General features: G+C 57.4%; 14 protein-coding genes. 6 read left to right on the forward strand and 8 right to left on the reverse strand.

Annotation, left to right across the window (positions count from 1 at the left end; genetic code table 11):
• Nucleotides 1-2: 2 nt before the first annotated feature.
• The 4 genes from HY26_RS07465 to HY26_RS07480 form a co-directional block, all read right to left on the reverse strand.
• A complete protein-coding gene (locus HY26_RS07465; protein WP_112073265.1) occupies nt 3-464 on the reverse strand; it encodes a nuclear transport factor 2 family protein in 462 nt (153 codons plus the stop codon).
• A gap of 74 nt (nt 465-538) precedes the next feature.
• On the reverse strand, nt 539-1,024 hold the full coding sequence (locus tag HY26_RS07470) for a YHS domain-containing (seleno)protein (protein ID WP_112073285.1): 486 nt from the start codon (nt 1,022-1,024) through the stop codon (nt 539-541).
• A 341-nt stretch (nt 1,025-1,365) separates the two neighbouring features.
• Complete coding sequence (locus HY26_RS07475; protein ID WP_233351561.1) at nt 1,366-2,175, reverse strand: isochorismatase family protein; 810 nt, start codon at nt 2,173-2,175, stop codon at nt 1,366-1,368.
• A 268-nt stretch (nt 2,176-2,443) separates the two neighbouring features.
• On the reverse strand, nt 2,444-3,589 hold the full coding sequence (locus HY26_RS07480) for an FAD-dependent oxidoreductase (RefSeq protein WP_112073266.1): 1,146 nt from the start codon (nt 3,587-3,589) through the stop codon (nt 2,444-2,446).
• Between the two features lie 348 nt (nt 3,590-3,937).
• Between HY26_RS07480 and HY26_RS07485 the strand changes: the two genes are divergently transcribed.
• The 3 genes from HY26_RS07485 to HY26_RS07500 all read left to right on the forward strand — a co-directional run bounded on the left by HY26_RS07485 (nt 3,938) and on the right by HY26_RS07500 (nt 9,292).
• Nucleotides 3,938-4,591: an ANTAR domain-containing response regulator gene (locus HY26_RS07485; RefSeq protein ID WP_051600072.1), complete on the forward strand. Its 654-nt coding sequence runs from the start codon at nt 3,938-3,940 to the stop codon at nt 4,589-4,591.
• A 416-nt stretch (nt 4,592-5,007) separates the two neighbouring features.
• Nucleotides 5,008-7,584, forward strand: a complete 2,577-nt coding sequence (locus HY26_RS07490) for a TonB-dependent siderophore receptor (RefSeq protein WP_112073267.1) — start codon at nt 5,008-5,010, stop codon at nt 7,582-7,584.
• 538 nt (nt 7,585-8,122) lie between these two features.
• Nucleotides 8,123-9,292, forward strand: a complete 1,170-nt coding sequence (locus HY26_RS07500; protein ID WP_034767178.1) for a histidinol-phosphate transaminase — start codon at nt 8,123-8,125, stop codon at nt 9,290-9,292.
• Between the two features lie 108 nt (nt 9,293-9,400).
• Here the strand turns inward: HY26_RS07500 and HY26_RS07505 are convergent, their stop codons facing one another.
• Both HY26_RS07505 and HY26_RS07510 read right to left on the reverse strand, forming a co-directional pair.
• Entirely contained in the window at nt 9,401-10,522 is a 1,122-nt protein-coding gene (locus HY26_RS07505; RefSeq protein ID WP_112073269.1) for a DUF2817 domain-containing protein, read from the reverse strand.
• A gap of 39 nt (nt 10,523-10,561) precedes the next feature.
• On the reverse strand, nt 10,562-12,964 hold the full coding sequence (locus HY26_RS07510) for a TonB-dependent receptor (protein WP_112073270.1): 2,403 nt from the start codon (nt 12,962-12,964) through the stop codon (nt 10,562-10,564).
• Nucleotides 12,965-13,119: 155 nt separating this feature from the next.
• Here HY26_RS07510 and HY26_RS07515 point away from each other — a divergent pair, with 155 nt between their 5' ends.
• Genes HY26_RS07515 through HY26_RS07525 form a run of 3 tightly spaced genes read left to right on the forward strand, consistent with a single transcriptional unit; the run spans nt 13,120 to nt 15,741 of the window.
• Nucleotides 13,120-13,812: a TetR/AcrR family transcriptional regulator gene (locus HY26_RS07515; RefSeq protein WP_051600069.1), complete on the forward strand. Its 693-nt coding sequence runs from the start codon at nt 13,120-13,122 to the stop codon at nt 13,810-13,812.
• Nucleotides 13,813-13,841: 29 nt separating this feature from the next.
• Nucleotides 13,842-14,558, forward strand: a complete 717-nt coding sequence (locus HY26_RS07520; protein WP_112073271.1) for a cysteine hydrolase family protein — start codon at nt 13,842-13,844, stop codon at nt 14,556-14,558.
• A gap of 31 nt (nt 14,559-14,589) precedes the next feature.
• The gene (locus HY26_RS07525) at nt 14,590-15,741 is read left to right on the forward strand and encodes a dipeptidase (RefSeq protein ID WP_158531445.1); all 1,152 of its coding nucleotides are present in this window, start codon (nt 14,590-14,592) and stop codon (nt 15,739-15,741) included.
• A gap of 55 nt (nt 15,742-15,796) precedes the next feature.
• On the opposite strand, the gene HY26_RS07530 is transcribed toward HY26_RS07525, so the two are convergent.
• Both HY26_RS07530 and HY26_RS07535 read right to left on the reverse strand, forming a co-directional pair.
• The gene (locus HY26_RS07530; RefSeq protein WP_112073273.1) at nt 15,797-16,483 is read right to left on the reverse strand and encodes a cupin domain-containing protein; all 687 of its coding nucleotides are present in this window, start codon (nt 16,481-16,483) and stop codon (nt 15,797-15,799) included.
• Complete coding sequence (locus HY26_RS07535; RefSeq protein ID WP_112073274.1) at nt 16,480-17,175, reverse strand: sigma-70 family RNA polymerase sigma factor; 696 nt, start codon at nt 17,173-17,175, stop codon at nt 16,480-16,482. The genes HY26_RS07530 and HY26_RS07535 overlap by 4 nt, the downstream gene beginning before the upstream one ends.
• Nucleotides 17,176-17,227: the final 52 nt, after the last annotated feature.

Genomic DNA, 17,227 nt, shown 5'->3' on the forward strand with positions numbered 1-17,227 from the left:
GGTCAGAGGCCCAGTTCGCTGAGATCTGGATGATCGTCTGGGCGCCGGCCCTGCGGCCAGTGAAAGAGACGCTGTGCTTCGCTGATCTTCAGATCATTGATGCTGGCATAGCGCTTCTGCATCAGGCCCTCTGCGTCAAACTCCCAGTTCTCATTGCCATAGGCACGATGCCATTGGCCGCTCGCGTCATGGAATTCGTAAGCATAGCGGACGGCAATGCGATTGCCGGAAAAGGCGAACAGTTCCTTGATCAGGCGGTATTCCTGTTCCTTTTGCCACTTCTCCGTAAGGAAGCGGACGATTTCGGCACGCCCCGTGATGAACTGGCTGCGGTTCCGCCAGGCGCTGTCTTCCGTGTAGGCGAGAGAGACTTTTTCTGGGTTGCGGCTGTTCCAGCCGTCTTCTGCAAGGCGGACTTTTTCCGTTGCGGTTTCAGCGGTGAATGGCGGGAGGGGCGGTCTCATGTTTGTTGTCTCTTTGTGTTCCGGGAGGAAAGCATGAGCGGCTGGAAGCAGTTACCAGCCGCCCGCGTACGAGCTTACAGGTCGCCGACGGCTTTGTGTTCGATGCGCGGCCAGGTGCGTTCGGCCTTGGCCAGAATACGCTTGGAGTCCTTCTTGTACTTTTCGAAGATCTCCGCATTCACGAACAGGTAGAGCTTGCCATCCACGATGTCGGCATATTGTGGGTCACCGTCGAACTTCTTGCCAAGAGCAACCGCATAGGCGCAAAAGCCGCCATATTGAGGTGCATACATCGCCGGGTTGGCTTTGAACTTGTTCGCGGAGTCTTCGGAGGCGAAGTAGTAGGCCACGCCGTCTTCAACGACAGTGTATTGTGCGTCACCTTCGGCAACGGCGTTCAGCGTAGTCAGCGCGACAGCATCGACGCCATGAAGGCCCAGCGGTACGCCCGCCGTCGTGATGCCGGTCGACACGTTGTACTCGTCTTCGGCGGCAGCTGGCATGGCAGTAGCGATTGCTGCGGCCATCACCATGGTGGAGAGTGTGATTGTACGGGACATTTCAATTTCCTTTTTGGGAGGTTGGAGCCACAGGCTCGGTGGGGAAGGTGCCTGCCGGACCGGGGAGGCGTCCGGCAGGCGATGGACGTCAGAAGTCTCTTGGACAGTGAACTTCAGACTGACTTGGAAGATCAGTAGGCAGAAGACATGTGCTGGGACGATTTCTGGCTCCGGCGAGAAAAGGAGTTCTTGCTGCAACATGTCGTGCTTCCTGAGAATCTGTAGGGCGGGTGCGCATTCTATAGCGGCCCCAAAGGGCCCGGCTGGTGGGGGAGAGAGGGGGGGAGCCACCAGCCGGGCTGCGGGGCATCCACGTGGGTGAGACGTGGATCGGGAGGAGATTACTTTCCGTGAGCAGCCTTGATCGCTTTCACGGTGTTTGCCGTGTTGTCGACTGAGCTGGCGATCATCCGGAAGTTGGTCAGGGACGCATCATAGCCGTTGTAAAGCGGAGTGATCGCGCCTGCGGTCGCATCGGTTACCACCATCACTTCGAAGCCCTGCTCGATCAGTTCGCGCATGTGGGATTCCGTGCAGAGGTTCGACGACATGCCGCCGAGGATGACTTTCGAAATGCCTGCCTTGCGAAGCTGAAGGACGAGGTCATTGGTTTCCGGGCCGTAGACTTTGTGTGGGCTGGTGACGACCGTCTTGCCGTTGTTGATGTAGGGTTTGTAGCGATCGAGCCAATCGGCGCCGGACCCTTCAAATCCTTCCAGGGTCAGGGCGTGCGGACGGTCGAACATGCCGATGCTGTGCATCAGTGTTTCAAGCGTGCCTTCGAATTCCCATTTGTGATCGTGTTCGAAATAGAAGTGCGGCGACACGAAAACGGGCATGCCGGTCTCATCGGCAACTTTGAAGAGCGCCTCGAGGTTTTCGACCGTGCCGTTCTCGGAGATGCTCTGGCCAACAACGCCCCAGGTCACGCCTTCCGGTGACAGGAAGTCATTTTGCGGATCGGTGATGACGATTGCAGTCGTTGCCGGATCGATTGTGAAGCCTGGCATGGGAAGGCCGTCATTGACCGGCGGCATTTTTGCGGTTGCGGCGCGGGCGGTTTCAGCGCTGGCGGTTTGCTGGGCGAACAGCAGGCCGGCCAGTCCGGCCGATGCCAGGGCGAGTTTCAGTGGGAGGCGGGAGGTAAACATGATGGTCTCCATGAGAGTCGTTTTGGGTTCCGCTTTTCCTTGGGGAGAGGCATCGGTTTGGAGTTGCCTTGCCCTTCAGAAGTGAGCTGAATCTTGACTACTCCTCGGAGCTGCGCCGGTATTGACGGCGGACGACACAGTTTTGACCGGTCGCGTCAAAGAGACGGAAAGCGGGTGGGGAAGTTTGTCTGATACTGCGCGCAAAAAGACCGGGCCTTCAGAACGAAGACCAGGTCATGGATGTAAGCTAAGTGAAGCTGCTTGGTGGCTAAGCCAGCTTGGAAGCCAGGTAGGCGTGTCCTTCGACCATGCGGCGGATTTCGTCCGCTCGAGGCTCAAGGCTCCAATCGCCCTTATCGACTGATCCGCCCAAGAGAATGCCTGTCTTCCTGGGGAACGAATAAAGCAGGCCATAGTCATCTGTTGATCCGGCATAGCCATAATCGATGTCGTTCTGAGGCAACAGGAAGCTAAGCTGGCCGCGCGCCGGAATGATGCTTTCGTCTCCGAACACCTTGCCGGAACCAAGTCCCATGCAGTTCACGATACTGGACTCTGGCAGCTTTTCGAGGTCGCCCTCGGTCTCGAACGCCATTTCCTTCATCTTGCCGCCGGCCGCGAGGAAATCATTTACCAGTGCACGCAGGTAAATGTCCGGATCGATCATCAGCGTGTAGTACCCGTCGTAATAAGGGAAGCCGAACGGACCGCCGGGCTGGTTGCGCTTGAGCCCAGGATAGAGTGCGTCGCCGCCCACATACGGGCGGATCGTGCTCATGGGCCGGTCGCTCAATGAATACTGGCGGATCCAGTAAACGCCGTATTTCGGATCATTGGCAAAGCGGATGAACCGGTTGAAGGCGATCCGGGAGGCGAGATCCAGCATGGCCAGGGTTTCCTGGGAGACCTGATCATTCTCAAACAGGGTCACAGGGTGCCACATGGCGCCCGCAACGTTCGAGGTCGTGTAAGGCGGGAAATCCTTGGCGTAGATCGTTACATCTATGCCGGCACGTTGGAGAAGAATGGCTGTCGACAAGCCAACAGATCCGGATCCCAGAACGGCGACCTTGTCGCTGTGCGTCTTTTTGACGAGTGCCGCTGCCAGTTCTGCAACGCCCCAGGAAAGGGAGACACCGCCTCCGCCGTGGCCGTAATTGTGCACGACATCCTTGGAACCGATCTTCACTGCTTCCAGCCGGGGACCGGGTTTTCGGAAGGGGCGAAGACCGACAATTGTGCGAGTCACGCGGCTCATGGAGGATTTTATGGGCCGCATCGGTGCATCGATGGACTGGACCAACGCATCGCCGGTCACTGGTGCGGGAGCAAATCCCGTAGTGGTCGTTGTACACCCCGTGAGGGCAGCGATGCCGAGGCCTGTCCCTGTCGCCAGAAAGTCTCTACGTTTCATGATTTCCTCGATGCGTAAGCGTTCCCGTAAGCGACTGTTGAGCTCTGCCTTTAAAGGGTCAAGGCGTGACCTTCAGAGCATAGCGTCGCCCAGTGGAATGCTCGCTGATTCAGCGATTTTGACCTGACGCAATCATGGTTGCCCTGAAACTGGACAATGCTCCAACAAAGACGGGGGGGGTAAATGCAGCCTTTCGTGCCGAGTATTTGGTCAATCGCGAAACAGGAATAATCAGATGCGGCAATCTGACATGCCAACTTCATCCTGGCTGTTTGGACTCGGCGCGGTTGTTCTCAAAAATCAATTGACATCAATGGTTTGAATGTTTTGCAGAGAGCCCCGACCGAAATGGCTGCCGAGAATCCCCGCAGTACAGTCTTGCTGGAAGAGCAACAGCAATCCATTTCCGTGTCTGAAATGGGGAGTTGGGGTGGGCAGATCCTGGTGCTTGCCAGCGATGAAGCGCGGGCCAGGCAGATCTCAAATGGGCTGGGTGACCAGCCGCATCACACCGAAATCACGGGGCAGGCGGACTGGCAGACCCGGCGGTTGAGACTGATGGGCGCGCGGGCAATTCTTATCGCCTCGCCAACTGCAGATCTGGAATTGCTGACAGAACTTCTGACGATGCGCAGGTTCCGCTCTGTGCCGGTCCTCGTGTTCGTCGATCAGGGATCCCGGGAAGAGATGAGCAGGGCGCTGAAGCTCGGCGTCAGTGCATTCATAGTCGATGGACTGGAGCCAGAACGCGTGCCTGCAATCCTGAATGTGGCAGAGGAGCGTCATGCGTTGACGTTGTCCCTGCAGGATCAGTTGCAGAAAACGCAGGAAGACCTCGCAGCCCGCAAGACAATTGAGCGGGCCAAGGGTCTGTTGATGACGAAGAGCGGTCTCGCGGAGCAGGAAGTCTATGATTCCATGCGCCGCATGGCCATGACTCAGGGAAAACCACTGCGGGAGATCGCAGAAAACATTCTCGCAATCTTCGCGATTTTTCCATGAAACCTCTGATCTTCTGGAGCCTGATTTCTGCATTCTGAGTGCTGAGACTTTGGGCGTTGTTTGGTGTGCGGTGCACAAAAGCGAGACGGGTTAACGATTCAGCATCACCGGCGACACGTTTCGAATTGGCATTCGCGGGGGCGCAGGACAGCTTGATAGGCAAGTCAGCAGGAACTGAATGCCAACGGAGGCATTTTGAGCAGTCTGCTGACGTATGTGGCTCAACGGCGGGCCGACTTAACACCTCAGGATATCAGTGCCTTGGGCGTTCTGCCCAATGGGGGAAGCTGGTGTGTGCTCGACAACAGGGGGCAGACGGAACCTCAATTGTGAGTGTTGGTTCCGCTGCGGAAAGGGAATACAAAGTGCGATTTAGTTCTTTCTTGAAATGTGCCGTATCGTCCGCGGTCGTTGGAATGGTGGTCACCGGGGGGGTGGCTTATGCAGAGCCTGACGATGAACCGGCAGCAGACGAAACTTCCGTCCAGGAAAAAGTCATCATCACCGGCTTGCGGGGTAAAGCGCGGTCCGTCATGGATTCTCCGGTTCCGGTAGATGTTCTTAGCTCGGACGAAATATCCGACGTGCCGTTCACGGACGCCAACGATATCATCAAGACGCTGGTTCCGTCTTACTCGCTGGCACGTCAGCCGATTTCGGATGGCGGCACATTCATCCGCCCGGCCACACTACGTGGCATGCCGACCGACAAGACGCTTGTTCTGGTCAACTCCAAGCGCCGTCACCGCGCCGCTTTGGTGCAGATCGGCGGTTCCGGTACGCAGGGTCCGGATATCGCAACCATCCCGGCTATCGCTCTTAAGAGTGTTGAGGTTCTGCGCGATGGCGCTGCAGCCCAGTACGGTTCGGATGCCATTGCCGGCGTTATCAACTTCATCCTGAAGGACTCGCCGGAAGGTGGTTCCATCAGCGCAGACTTCGGTCAGTACTATGAGGGCGACGGCTTCAACACGACCCTTGCTGGCAACTTCGGTCTTGCGCTTGGCGACAATGGCTTCGTCAACGTTTCGGCCGAATACTCAAAAGCGGATATGACCGTTCGCGGCGAACAATATTGTGAAAGCTGGGTCTGTGTGGACGTGAACAGCCCGGACTTTGCTCCAGGTGATACTTCTATCGCCGGGTTCGATCTGGACTCCTTCATCGCCGGCCTCGACAGCGCTGACTATTCCGGTTCTGGCGTGGTTCAGCCTTGGGGTCAGCCAAACGCCAAAGCGTTCCGTACCTTTGTGAATGCTGGCTATGACTTTGGTGCATTCGAGCTTTACGGGTTCGGCAACTACTCGAACTCAGAAGCTGACGGCAGCTTCTTCTATCGTTATCCAGGTAACGGCACGATCGAAAACATTCGCCTTGAGGATGGTTCGCTCTGGTCGTCGCTTTACCTCTTCCCGGGCGGCTTTACCCCGCGCTTCTTCGGTAACGTCATCGACTATTCCGGTGTCGGTGGTGTGCGTGGCGAGTGGGACAACGGTATCACCTATGATTTCAGCGGCCGTCTTGGTCATAACGAGATCAAGTATACGCTAAAGAACACGGTCAACCCGTCGCTCGGAGAAATGTCACCGACGAGCTTCCATCCGGGTGACCTGATCAACGAAGAAATGCAACTGCAGGCCGACTTCTCGAAGGAATTTGAAACCGGTCTGGCCAGCCCGCTGCTTTTCGCTTTCGGTGCCAGCTACCTGGACGAATCCTACGAGCTCGTTGGTGGAAACTACGAGTCCTACATCGATGGGCCTTACTCGCTTCCGGATCCGTACGGTTTCTGTGACGCAGGTGCGCCGACCGCTGCAGGTGCAGCCGTCATCGCGAACGGCTCCACACTGGATTGCGCTGACTCCTCCGATCCCGTCTACACGGCGCTCGGTGTGGGTTCGAACGGCTTCCCGGGCTACTCACCGGAGTTCTCTGGTGAATATACCCGCGACTCCTACGCCATCTATGGTGATCTGAGTGCTGACGTAACCGACTCCCTGTTCCTGCAAGGTGCTCTGCGCTTTGAGGACTATTCGGACTTCGACTCCGAACTGGTCTGGAAACTGGCTGGCCGTTACGAATTCACGCCGGCTTTCGCGGTGCGCGGGTCAGTCGGTACGGGCTTCCGCGCTCCGACACCGGGTCAGCAAGGTACAACCAACGTGTCGACCCGCCTCCCGAATGGCTTCCCGGTTGCAACCGGTCTGTTCCCGGCAGGCGGTCCGATCGCTGGCGCACTGGGTGCCGAACCGCTTAAGCCAGAGAAGTCCACCAACTACACGCTGGGCTTCACGTCTTCCTATGATGCCTTCTCGCTGACGGTCGACTTCTACCAGATCGACCTGGAAGATCGTGTGAACGCGATCTCGACGCAGGATGTGTCAACGGATCCGACATCCGGAACCGCGTATGACAACTATCTCGCCCTTGTCGGTGCTGGGGTTGTCGGTGCTGAATCGATCGGTGGCGTGTTCTACTTCACCAACGCATTCGACACGAGCACAAAGGGTGTCGACGTGGTCGGTACCTACTCCAAAGATTGGGCAAACGGGTCTTCGACCAAGTTCACCGCATCTGTGAACTACAACAAGACCGAGTTCGACAGCGATGTTGGTAGCCTGTTTAACGATGAAGACCAGTATGACTTCGTGAACTACGATCCGAAATGGCGCGGCGTGTTCTCTGTGACGCATGACGTCGGCCCGTACAGCTTCCTGGCACGCGCTAACTATTACGGTGAGTCGACGAACTCTGACGGTTCGAACGCTCCGCTGCGCTATCAGGATTATGGCGCGAAGGTTCAGGTGGACCTTGAGGGATCCTTCCAGGCTTCTGAAGCGGTGAAGATCTCGCTCGGTGCGCGTAATGCCTTCGACCAGTATCCGGATGAAGCGGAACTCGGCGACAGCTGCTGTGGCCGGATCTATCGCTCCGGTGACATCATCGACTGGCAGGGTGGCTATTACTACGTCAAACTGCAGGCCAACTTCTAGGTCGGCATGAAATCCGCCCGCCTCGTGATCGGGGCGGGCGACATTTTCGCGGGGAGGGGTATCGCTACCCCTCCTTGCATCTTCGGGAAGAGGCGCTTTGACAAGCCTCAATCAGGAAACGCAGATCAGAATGTCTGGCAATAAATTGCGGCACGCATCCGCCGTCCGCGAACCGCTTCTTGTCTTCGAGGGATCAACCTTTCGGAGTGTTTTGGTTCCTGCTGCTTTGTGCGGCGCCATAGTCTTCGTGTTTTCGCACATTGCGCCAGCGAATCTCCTTCTCGAGTATTCGCTCGAGATCTATGCAATTGCCGCGGCGGCAGGCGTGACAATTTCTTTCCTGACTGCCCTCTTGAGCACCAAAGCTGCCCACCAATTCAACGTCGCAAGCGCCACAACGGCAATTGCTACCCCTTCGGTCGCAACATCCGGCATAGTCCTGTACAATAGTCGGACAGGATGATGCTGCCATTCGCAATCAAGCGGACCTCAAGGATTCAGTTTCTTTTCAACCCAAAGGCTACAGGTAATTCAGAATATGGCTTACGATATTTCCAGACGTTTTCTTCTGGCTGGCGCGACCGGCCTCGGTGTAGCAGGCGCAACAGCCTGCGCGTCGGGCGCATCCGCGATCGCGGAAACCACAGAGGCAGCCTTCCCGCCTGAGAAGGTCGCTGTTGAAAACCCCTACCTCCTCGGTCCGCCGGAAGGCGTGGCGCTTCTTTCGCGCAACGAGAACCCTTACGGCCCGTCACCGTCCGCGCTGAAAATGATCGAATATGCCGGTTCGAAAGGCGCCTATTATGCTTCGCAGGATGCGGTGAAACAGCTGGCAACGATGATTGCCGAAAAGAACGGCGTCGCGCCGGAGCAGATTGCGCTGACCACCGGCTCGGGCGAAGCGCTGTCGGCGATAGCAATGATCTATGGTCCGAATGGCCCGATCGTTGCGCCGCGTCTGTTCTGGGATACGACGGCCCTCTATGCCGCCCGTCTCGGCATGGCGACCATTGACCGTGTGCCGCTGAAAGCGGACATGACAACCGACCTCGAAGGTATTGAGGCGAAGGTCACGACCGAAACCGGCCTCGTCCAGCTCTGCAATCCGAACAACCCGACTGGCCTCGTGGCAGACGCGGCGACGCTGAAAGCCGCTGTGACTCGCATGGCTTCCAAGACGATGGTTCTGGTCGATGAAGCCTATATGGAACTGGCCGACGATCCGGAAGGAAACACCTGCATCGGCCTGATCAAGGACAATCCGAATGTGATCGTGTCTCGGACCTTCTCGAAGATCTACGGCATGGCCGGTATCCGCATGGGCTACACGATCTCTTCGCCGGAAGTTGCCCAGAAGATTCAGGCAACGGCCATGTCCTGGTCGCCGTGCACGTCGTATGCAGCGGCCATCGGTTGCTACAATGACGAGGAATTCCTGGCTTATTCCAAGGCGAAGGTCAAAGAAGCTCGTGAAATGATCACGACCACGCTAGACACGCTCGGCCTCGAATACCTGCCGTCGCAGACGAATTTCGTCTTCTTCAAATCCGGCAAGGCAGCCAACGACGTCCAGAAAGCGTTCGCTGAGCAGAAAATATCAGTCCGCGGACAATACATGGATTATGTCGACTGGACGCGTGTCTCGACCGGCAAGATCGAAGACGTGGAACGTTTCTGCAAAGCGCTCCCGGCCATCGTGGGTGCATGATTGGAGGACGGCGCCCCGGCTCCGGGGCGCCTCCATCGCTCATCTGAAGCATCTGTCAAACAGATTAGGGCGAGGCGGTTCAGATCGCTTCGCCCTTTTTCTTGGGCATCAGTCCCAGCTTTTCAGCCCGGCGACCGCCTGATCATGGATCTCGTCGGATATGCGGATGACATTGAAGCGCCAATCCGCTGCCTTTGGATAAAAGCGTTCGACCAGTTCGTTCCGCACAGCGTCCACCTGCGCCGGATCAGCCTTGCCTGATCGGTGCATCAGCCAATTGTCCATTACCAGGGCCAGCAGCATTTTCTCGACCTCATAGGTACCCCATTCGATCGTCAGGTTCACCAATTTAGCAGGATTGAACTTCTGGATCTCGGCTCGCAAGCCTTCCAGCAACAGCCCGTTGTAGAAAATGGAAACGCCGTCGACCACGTCGTCACAATGGATGGCGTGGTCCGGCCACCAGGCAGAGAGTAGGCTATACGTATCTGATGTTTTCGGCTCATCCAGAATGAAATGGGCTTGTCCGTATTCGCCGATGCCGGTGTGCCAGTCGATGTGCAGGATTCGTTCTGCCTGGCCGAGATGGGCGCGGGCGATCGCAAAAAGGGTTTCGCCTGACCAGCTAAGCGCTGTACCGCCAAAGCTGAGCCCGTCCGGATGGTTGAACTGGCCAGATGTAATACCGGTCAGAGCGGCATTCATGCCCTTGCTCTCCGTCAGTGCGTGAAAGCCCTGCACGAATCTGTCGAGCCCTTCATCGTCCATGGTGGCCGCAAGCAGGAGTTCGTGAATGTCCACATAGTCCGGATTTGGCGGAAGTGGCTTCCCCCGGTCCGGAAAGTTTCTGTTCAGATCAATTCCGTTTTCATTGATCCTGTGCGCCCAGGCCCACCCATAGGGATTGATGGCATGGATAAGCAGAGCGGCCATGTCCTCTGGCAGTTGCCCGGGGCCACCCCTGTCGAGCCAGCGAAGGATAGTGGCTGCCCCAGCAGCAGCTTCCAGTCCGTGTGTGCCGCAGCTGAAGACGAGGACGCGCTTGGCATCGCGCGATCCATACCACACGGCATCAATGGAAAGGTCTTCGGCCGAGGGCCCCTTCAGGGTTGGATGCACATGGCTCTGGATCTCCAGGCCGTGGCGCTGGCAGAACTCGAAGAACTTCTGGCGTCCTTCTTTGTAGCTGGCAGAAAAATACCGGGAAAGTTCCACATCAACAGGGGGCATGATGCGGATCCTTCCCGGTATCGAGTCAGAGCAGGTGAATTAGAAGTTCACAACCAGTTCAGCGCCGTAGGTCCGCCCGATGTTCGGGTGGTTTACCAGCGTTCCGAAGAAATCGCGGAAGTCATCCACCAGACCATCTTCGTCGGTGAGGTTGCGGCCCCACAGATAGGCTTCGTAACGGCCATCATTGCTCATGAGACCGATGCGGCCGTTCAGCTGAGTCATCGAGTCGATATAGCCGAACGGCACCACCTGGGTGGAAGCAAGCGTTTGCGTCTTGATGTTGTCAGCGGTGGTGAAATAGCCATCCGAATAGGTCATGTCGAGGCGCGTCAGAAGAGTCGAGTCAATCGACGGGATATCCCGCGTATAGACCGCGCCAAGAGAGGCGCTCCATTCAGGCGCGTTGATCAGATCGTTTCCGGAAGCATCCGAACCTGCAGTGCCGCCGCCCGGGAAGGAGTCGAACGTGGCATCCAGGTAACCAGCGGAGCCTTGCAAGGACAGGTGATCCGTAGCCTGAAGGTTGAATTCTGCTTCCAGACCCTGGGTGATAACTTTTGCTGCGTTGGTGATACGGATCGATGTCCGGCCTTGGCCAAGGTCAACAAACTGGTTCACCTGATAGTCGCTGTATTCGGAGTAGAAGGCTGCAAGGTTCAGTGTGAAGCGGCCATTCATGAAGGTATTCTTAAGGCCGACTTCGTAAGCATCCACGGTTTCCTTGCCGAATTCCAGACCGGAGTTTGCCGCCAGTTCGTCCTCGTTGATGTAGTCGAGGTTGAAGCCGCCGCTTTTATAGCCGGATGAGTATTTGGCGTAGAGGTTGCTCTGGTCGGTCACGGCATAGCTGAGGCTGATTGCCGGTGACAGGAAGCTGTCGCTGCGGTCATTGAGCAGCGGTGTCGGAGCGGTCGTGGTGTCACCGGGTGCCACATTGGTGGAACCAATACCAAAGACGCCCGAATTCCGGCCATCAAGCAGCCAGTTCACGCTCTTGTCTTCCGTGCTGTAGCGCACGCCGAAACCGAGGGTCCAGCGGTCATTGAAGTCGTAAGACCCATTGAAGTAAGCGGCGAAACTTTCCGTTTCGACACTCCCGCTGTTGGTGACTTTCGAGCCGAGCGGGCCGAAGCCAACCAGCGAGGAGATGAATGCCAGCTGTGCCGGTGTCAGGGTCGCCGGATCCAGATTCAGGAGAGGGGCCACGCTGGGCGCAATGACCGGCTGAATGAAACCTTCGAGGAAATTATCGCCGAGGGTCACATCCCGGACCGTGTCGGCATCTTGCTTGTAGTAGTAGAGACCGCCCATGTAGGTGAAGGCGCTGTCAGACGGGGAGATCAGCTGGAACTCCTGGGTCGTCTGTTTGAATTCATCACCATAATCGACATAGACGATCGAGATAGGCGCATAGTCGGTGGCGTTTGAGTAGGACGCATCCGTGTTACGGTAGCCGGTGATCGACTTCGCCGTGAAGCCGTTCTGGAACTCATAGGTCAGGTCCATCATCGCGCCGGAAACGTCACGTTCTTCGGTCGGGTCGAAGTCGAAAGCGACCTTGCGCGGTTCCGGGGCAAACGGCGTGATCATGACGCCGTACGGGTCCGTCAGAGGTTCGCCGACCAGGATTTTGTTGTCAGCCGACAGGCCATCATAAGCGAGATTGATTTCGAACTGGTCGCTCGGTGTGATGCGCAGCTGGGCGCGGTAGGCCAGCACGTCCTTGGTGTCGAGTTCGTTGCCGGTCGTGATGTTGTCGATATAGCCGTCGCGGTCGGTCTTGGAGATCGAGACTTTTGCGGCGACCTTCTCGGAAATCGGCACGTTCAGCATGCCTTGGAATTCACGCAGGTTGTAGTTGCCGACATTGGCGCTGAGCTTGCCGAAGAAGCGGTCTTCCGGCTTTTTGGTCACCAGGCTGACAGCGCCAGCCACGGTGTTTTTGCCGAACAGCATGCCTTGCGGGCCGCGCAGCACTTCAACACGTTCCAGATCAAGCAGTTCCTGGTTCACGGCCGGGGACTGACCCATGTAAACGCCATCGACATAAACGCCGACGCGGCTGTCAAAGCCAATGTTGCGGGAGGCCGAGCCGACGCCGCGGATCGTGATGACAGACCGGAAGTCGTTGTGTCCCGAGATTGAAACGTTCGGAATGTATCCGGAGATTTCCGACAGTTCGCGGACGCTGGTTTGGTCAATATTGTCGTCGCCGAAGACGGACATGGCGATCGGCACTTCCGAAAGTTTTTCGGCGCGGCGGGTCGCCGTAACGACGATGCCTTCATAGACCTTCACGTCGTCTTCCTGCACCGGGCTGGTTGTTTCAACCGTGTCGGCCGTTTCGCCCTCAGCTTGCGTTTGGGCGGAGGCGGCGGCCCATGGAGCGGCTGCCAGAATCAGGCAACTTGCGCCCATCAGCAGTTTAGACGTCTTCATCTTGTTCTTCCCTTTAAATTCGGATGTCGGGCTTGGGGTAAACCCCGGTACCTGCGCGCAAGCAGGCACTTCCAAGCCTTGCCCGAAGAAGTTAATTGAATTAACATTAATGTGTCAACGCGTCATGGTGACGGCGGTCCGGGGAATTGCAGCGAATGGCAGGTGGCTTGAAAACATCGACCAGCCGCGTCCGCAAAAAGGCGGGATACCACCATGGCGATCTGCGGAATGCGATCATCGAGGCCGTTGCCGGGCTGATTGCGAAAAGCCACTCGCTGGACTTCCAGTTAAAAGAAGTTGGCGAGATGGTTGGGACATCCGTTCCGGCAATCTACCGGCATTTTGAGAGCAAGCAGGACCTGCTCGTCGAAACGGCGATCGCAGGGTACGTGCTGCAGGAAAACTATCGCACTTATGCGCTCGAACAGGCGGGTAGCATGACGCTCTCGCGGCTGCTGGCCGTCGGTTACGCCTATGTTCACTTCGCCCGCTCCCATCCCGGTTATTTCCTGTTGATGAAAAGCATGGAAACTGAGGAGATCCTCTCTTCGGAAACCTATCAGGCGCAGCGGCACAAAACGATCCAGTTGATGGATGATCTGGTCACCGAGTGTTTCGGCGCAAATTACTTTATTGATGTCGAAAAGGACCTCGTGCTTGCCGCCCTGCAGGCAGCTGCGTTCGGCATTGCGAACCTCTATACCGCCGATCAGCTTCGCTATGTCGCTCCGACCCTGATCGGGCAGGAAGACGTCGTTGCCCGGCTCTTCAAGATCAGCCTGCGCGCCGTGCTGAGTGAAGACGGAATTCACGCCATTGAAACAGCCGTAGGCGATCCGTTCAAATAATCCGCAATCAGCCCTGAGTGAGATTCAGCATGACCACAACAACCCAGCCGACCATCGGGATCAATGAGGTGCTTGCCACTTCCTTCGTGAATGCGAAAGCGCCGCCGGCCGCCACGCTGGACAATACTGCATTGCTTCTGATCGATATCCAGCATCTGGCGGAGCCATCTTACCATCTTAAAAATGCTGTTGCGGCAGGCCTGCCTGAAGATGCTGCCCGGGCAGCTCTAAGTGATTATGAAGCCCGGTTTAATGCCGCAGTAGTCCAGGCTGCACGTGTCCTGAACGCGGCCAGATCGACTGGAATCCCGCCGATCCATGTGAAAATCCAGACCCTGTCAGATAAGGGACGCGACACTAGCCAGCTACATAGCCGCCTCGGCTGGTGCTTCCCGCCCGACAGCCCAGCGGCCCAGTTCCTCGAGCCGACCAAACCGAATGCCGATGAAATCGTCATCACCAAGACAGCCAGTGGTGCGTTCACAGGCACAAGCCTCGACACAACGCTACGCAATATGGGGATTGAGCACCTGATCGTCGTGGGCTTCCTGACGGATGAGTGCGTGGAAACCACAACCCGTGTGGCTCTCGACTATGGCTACATCACCCGCGTGGTTCGCGATGCGACGACGACCTACCACCTTGAATCCTACGACGCGACCATTGGAAAGCTCGCGTCCTACGGCTTCGCGCTGACCGCAGATGAAGCCATGGCGGAATTCGCGGCCCTGTCCGCGGCGTCCTAGGATCGCATTACCCGGAAGGAGGGAAGAGCAAATGGGAAAACTGACGCGGCGCGCCCTGATCGGCGGCGGACTGGTCGCTGGCGCCGGCGTGGCGTACGGCGCTTACTGGCTGAACAAGCGGCCTGCGCCGGCGCCTCTTGGTTTTGAGGTTTCCGAGGAAGAGAGAGCAAACGCGATCGCGCTGCTGGACAAGTATCCGGCGATCGACAGTCATGCCCACCCCGGACGGACTTTTGCCCGCGGAGCCTCGGGCCTCGCACCGCTTCTGAAAGTCTACAAGGCTCAGTCCGGCTTCGAACGCCGGACAATCGGCGATATGCGCGAAGGCCACTTGGCGGCGGCTTGTTTTGCTGCAGTGTCGGACTTCAATGTTCTGAACCTTGCGAAAGGGAAGGGTCTCGAAGCCCGACGACCTTTCGAGGAAGGAGAGGCCTGGCAGAGCTACAAGATCCAGATCGGTAATCTCAAGAGGCTTGTGGAGCAGGGGCTCGTCTCGGAAATGCTGGCACCCGGTGCGCTGGATTCAGCGCGGGCCTCCGGCCGGCCTGGTGCAATCTGGACGGTGGAGGGCGGAGACTTTCTGGAGGGCTCAACGCAGCGCGTGCGTGAGGCCTACCAGGACGGCGTCAGATCCATCACACTGGTTCATTACCGGACGAACGGTCTTGCTGACGCCATGACCAATGAACCGGTTCATGATGGCCTGACCTCTGAAGGCGATGCAATCGTTCGGGAGATGAACCAGCTGGGAATGGTGATCGACCTGTCACACATGGCCGAAGCCGGGGCGTTTCGGGCTTTGGAACTCAGTACTCGGCCGGTCATGTTCACGCATACGCATATCAGTTCGGCCCATTCCTATCATCCGCGCTTCATTTCGCTTGAACTGGCAAAAGCGGCCGCTGATTCAGGGGGCATCATCGGGGCATGGCCGACAGGGATCGAAATTGGGGATCTTGCCGGCTTCGCCGACCGGATTTTCCAGTTAGTGGACATGGTCGGGATCGAACATGTCTGCCTCGGGTCCGACATGGATGCGAACTACAAGCCCGTATTCGACGACTACAGGCGCCTGCCGGACCTGGTGGCGCTGCTCAGCCGAAAAGGCATGAGCGAAATGGAACTGGCTGCGTTTCTCGGCGGGAATTTCCAGCGGGTGTGGAACGCAAACCAGGTCACTTGATCGATTCAATTTGAACAGAATACGATCAGGCTAAAATGCCTGTGGTACTGTCGGGTCAGATTCCAAGTACGGGCTGAAACAGACGCAACAGAGGATTCGCAAACCTCAGCTTTCCTTCGTCGACAATGAGGGAAATGCACGGGCCGTCATCATCGATCCGCAGATCATGCATGCAGCCTTCGTCTTCCTGGTGAAGGTCACCGGGACCAAATTGCTGTGAACCGGACTTGTATCCGCCCGCAAGAACCAGCGTCCATTCCTGTCCGCTGTGGGAGTGACGCGGCACTGGAAGGCCTGGCCGTGCGCGCAAGAGATAAAGCCGTTCGCCCCGATTGTTCCGGCCAAGCCGTGCCTGCTGAACGCCCAGGCCCGCACTTCGCCATTTGAGGCGGCGGCCGGATCGCCGGATGTAATCAGCAAGCGGTGAGGGCATCCATTCAGGCTGACTGTCTTCTTCGTGGGTGCCGGTCGAAGCTGCATGAACAGCGGTTTCGGCAGCTTCCTCTGTATCTAGACGAGCATTCAGGCGGGAAAGGAAATCATCTGACATCACTGCAGGCTTCGCGCTTTCCAAAAGCACGCCCGCCACATGGTCATCGGTTATAAAGGCTTCCCGAACATGCGGATTGATGTCTGCCTGACAGGTCAGCAGAAGTTGCTTGAACGGCGAGAGCGATCCCGCTGACTGCATGGCCAGCCAGTCGTCATCAACCGTGACCGGCAGGGAGTGTGCCGAGCTCATGGTTCATCCTTTCGATAGGCTTCAAGTGTCGTTCTCAGTTTCTTCAAGGGCGCCCGGATCCGGCTTTTCACTGTTCCGATGGCTATGCCGGTGCGTTCTGCGATGGCGCTGTGGGAGAGGCCCTCAAAAAAGGCGAGGTAAAGCATTTGCTTTTGTTCTGGCGGCAGGGTCGCAAGTGCATCCCTCACGGCTTGCGCGGCCTCGGCTTCTTCGAGCCCGGCGTGTGGCGAATCTTGAGGCGCGTCAGCCAACTCGATCATGTCTTGAGGCGCAGTCGGCTGCAGCCGGTCGTGCTTCCGTTTGTGGTCGATCCAGCGATTGCGTGTCATCCGGTAGACCCATGTTGAAAAACTGGCCTTCGTACTGTCGTAGCTCGCCGCCTTCTGCCAGACCGCCGTCAGGACATCCTGCACGATATCTTCGGAGGTTGAATCGCCTTCGCCGCGGTGCATTAGCCAAGCCTTGAGGCGAGGGCCGTAATGAACGGCGAGCGTGTTGAATGCCTCGCGGTCAGCAGAAGTGACCACGCGTGACATCAACTCGCTATCCAGAGCGGAGCGGCCAGGAAGGGCGCTCACTTTGGCCGGGCTTTTCGACTTGATGCCATCAATGGTTCCTGACTGAGCGGACGTCACAAATCGCATTATCGACTCCTTTGTTGCTTTTACGCAAATGCCGGCTGACTGGATCATTCAATCCGGCAGGCGCGCTGCTGCGTATCTCTTGGAGTAAATCGGAGAACGC

Source organism: Hyphomonas sp. GM-8P, assembly GCF_003263315.1.
GTDB lineage: Bacteria > Pseudomonadota > Alphaproteobacteria > Caulobacterales > Hyphomonadaceae > Hyphomonas.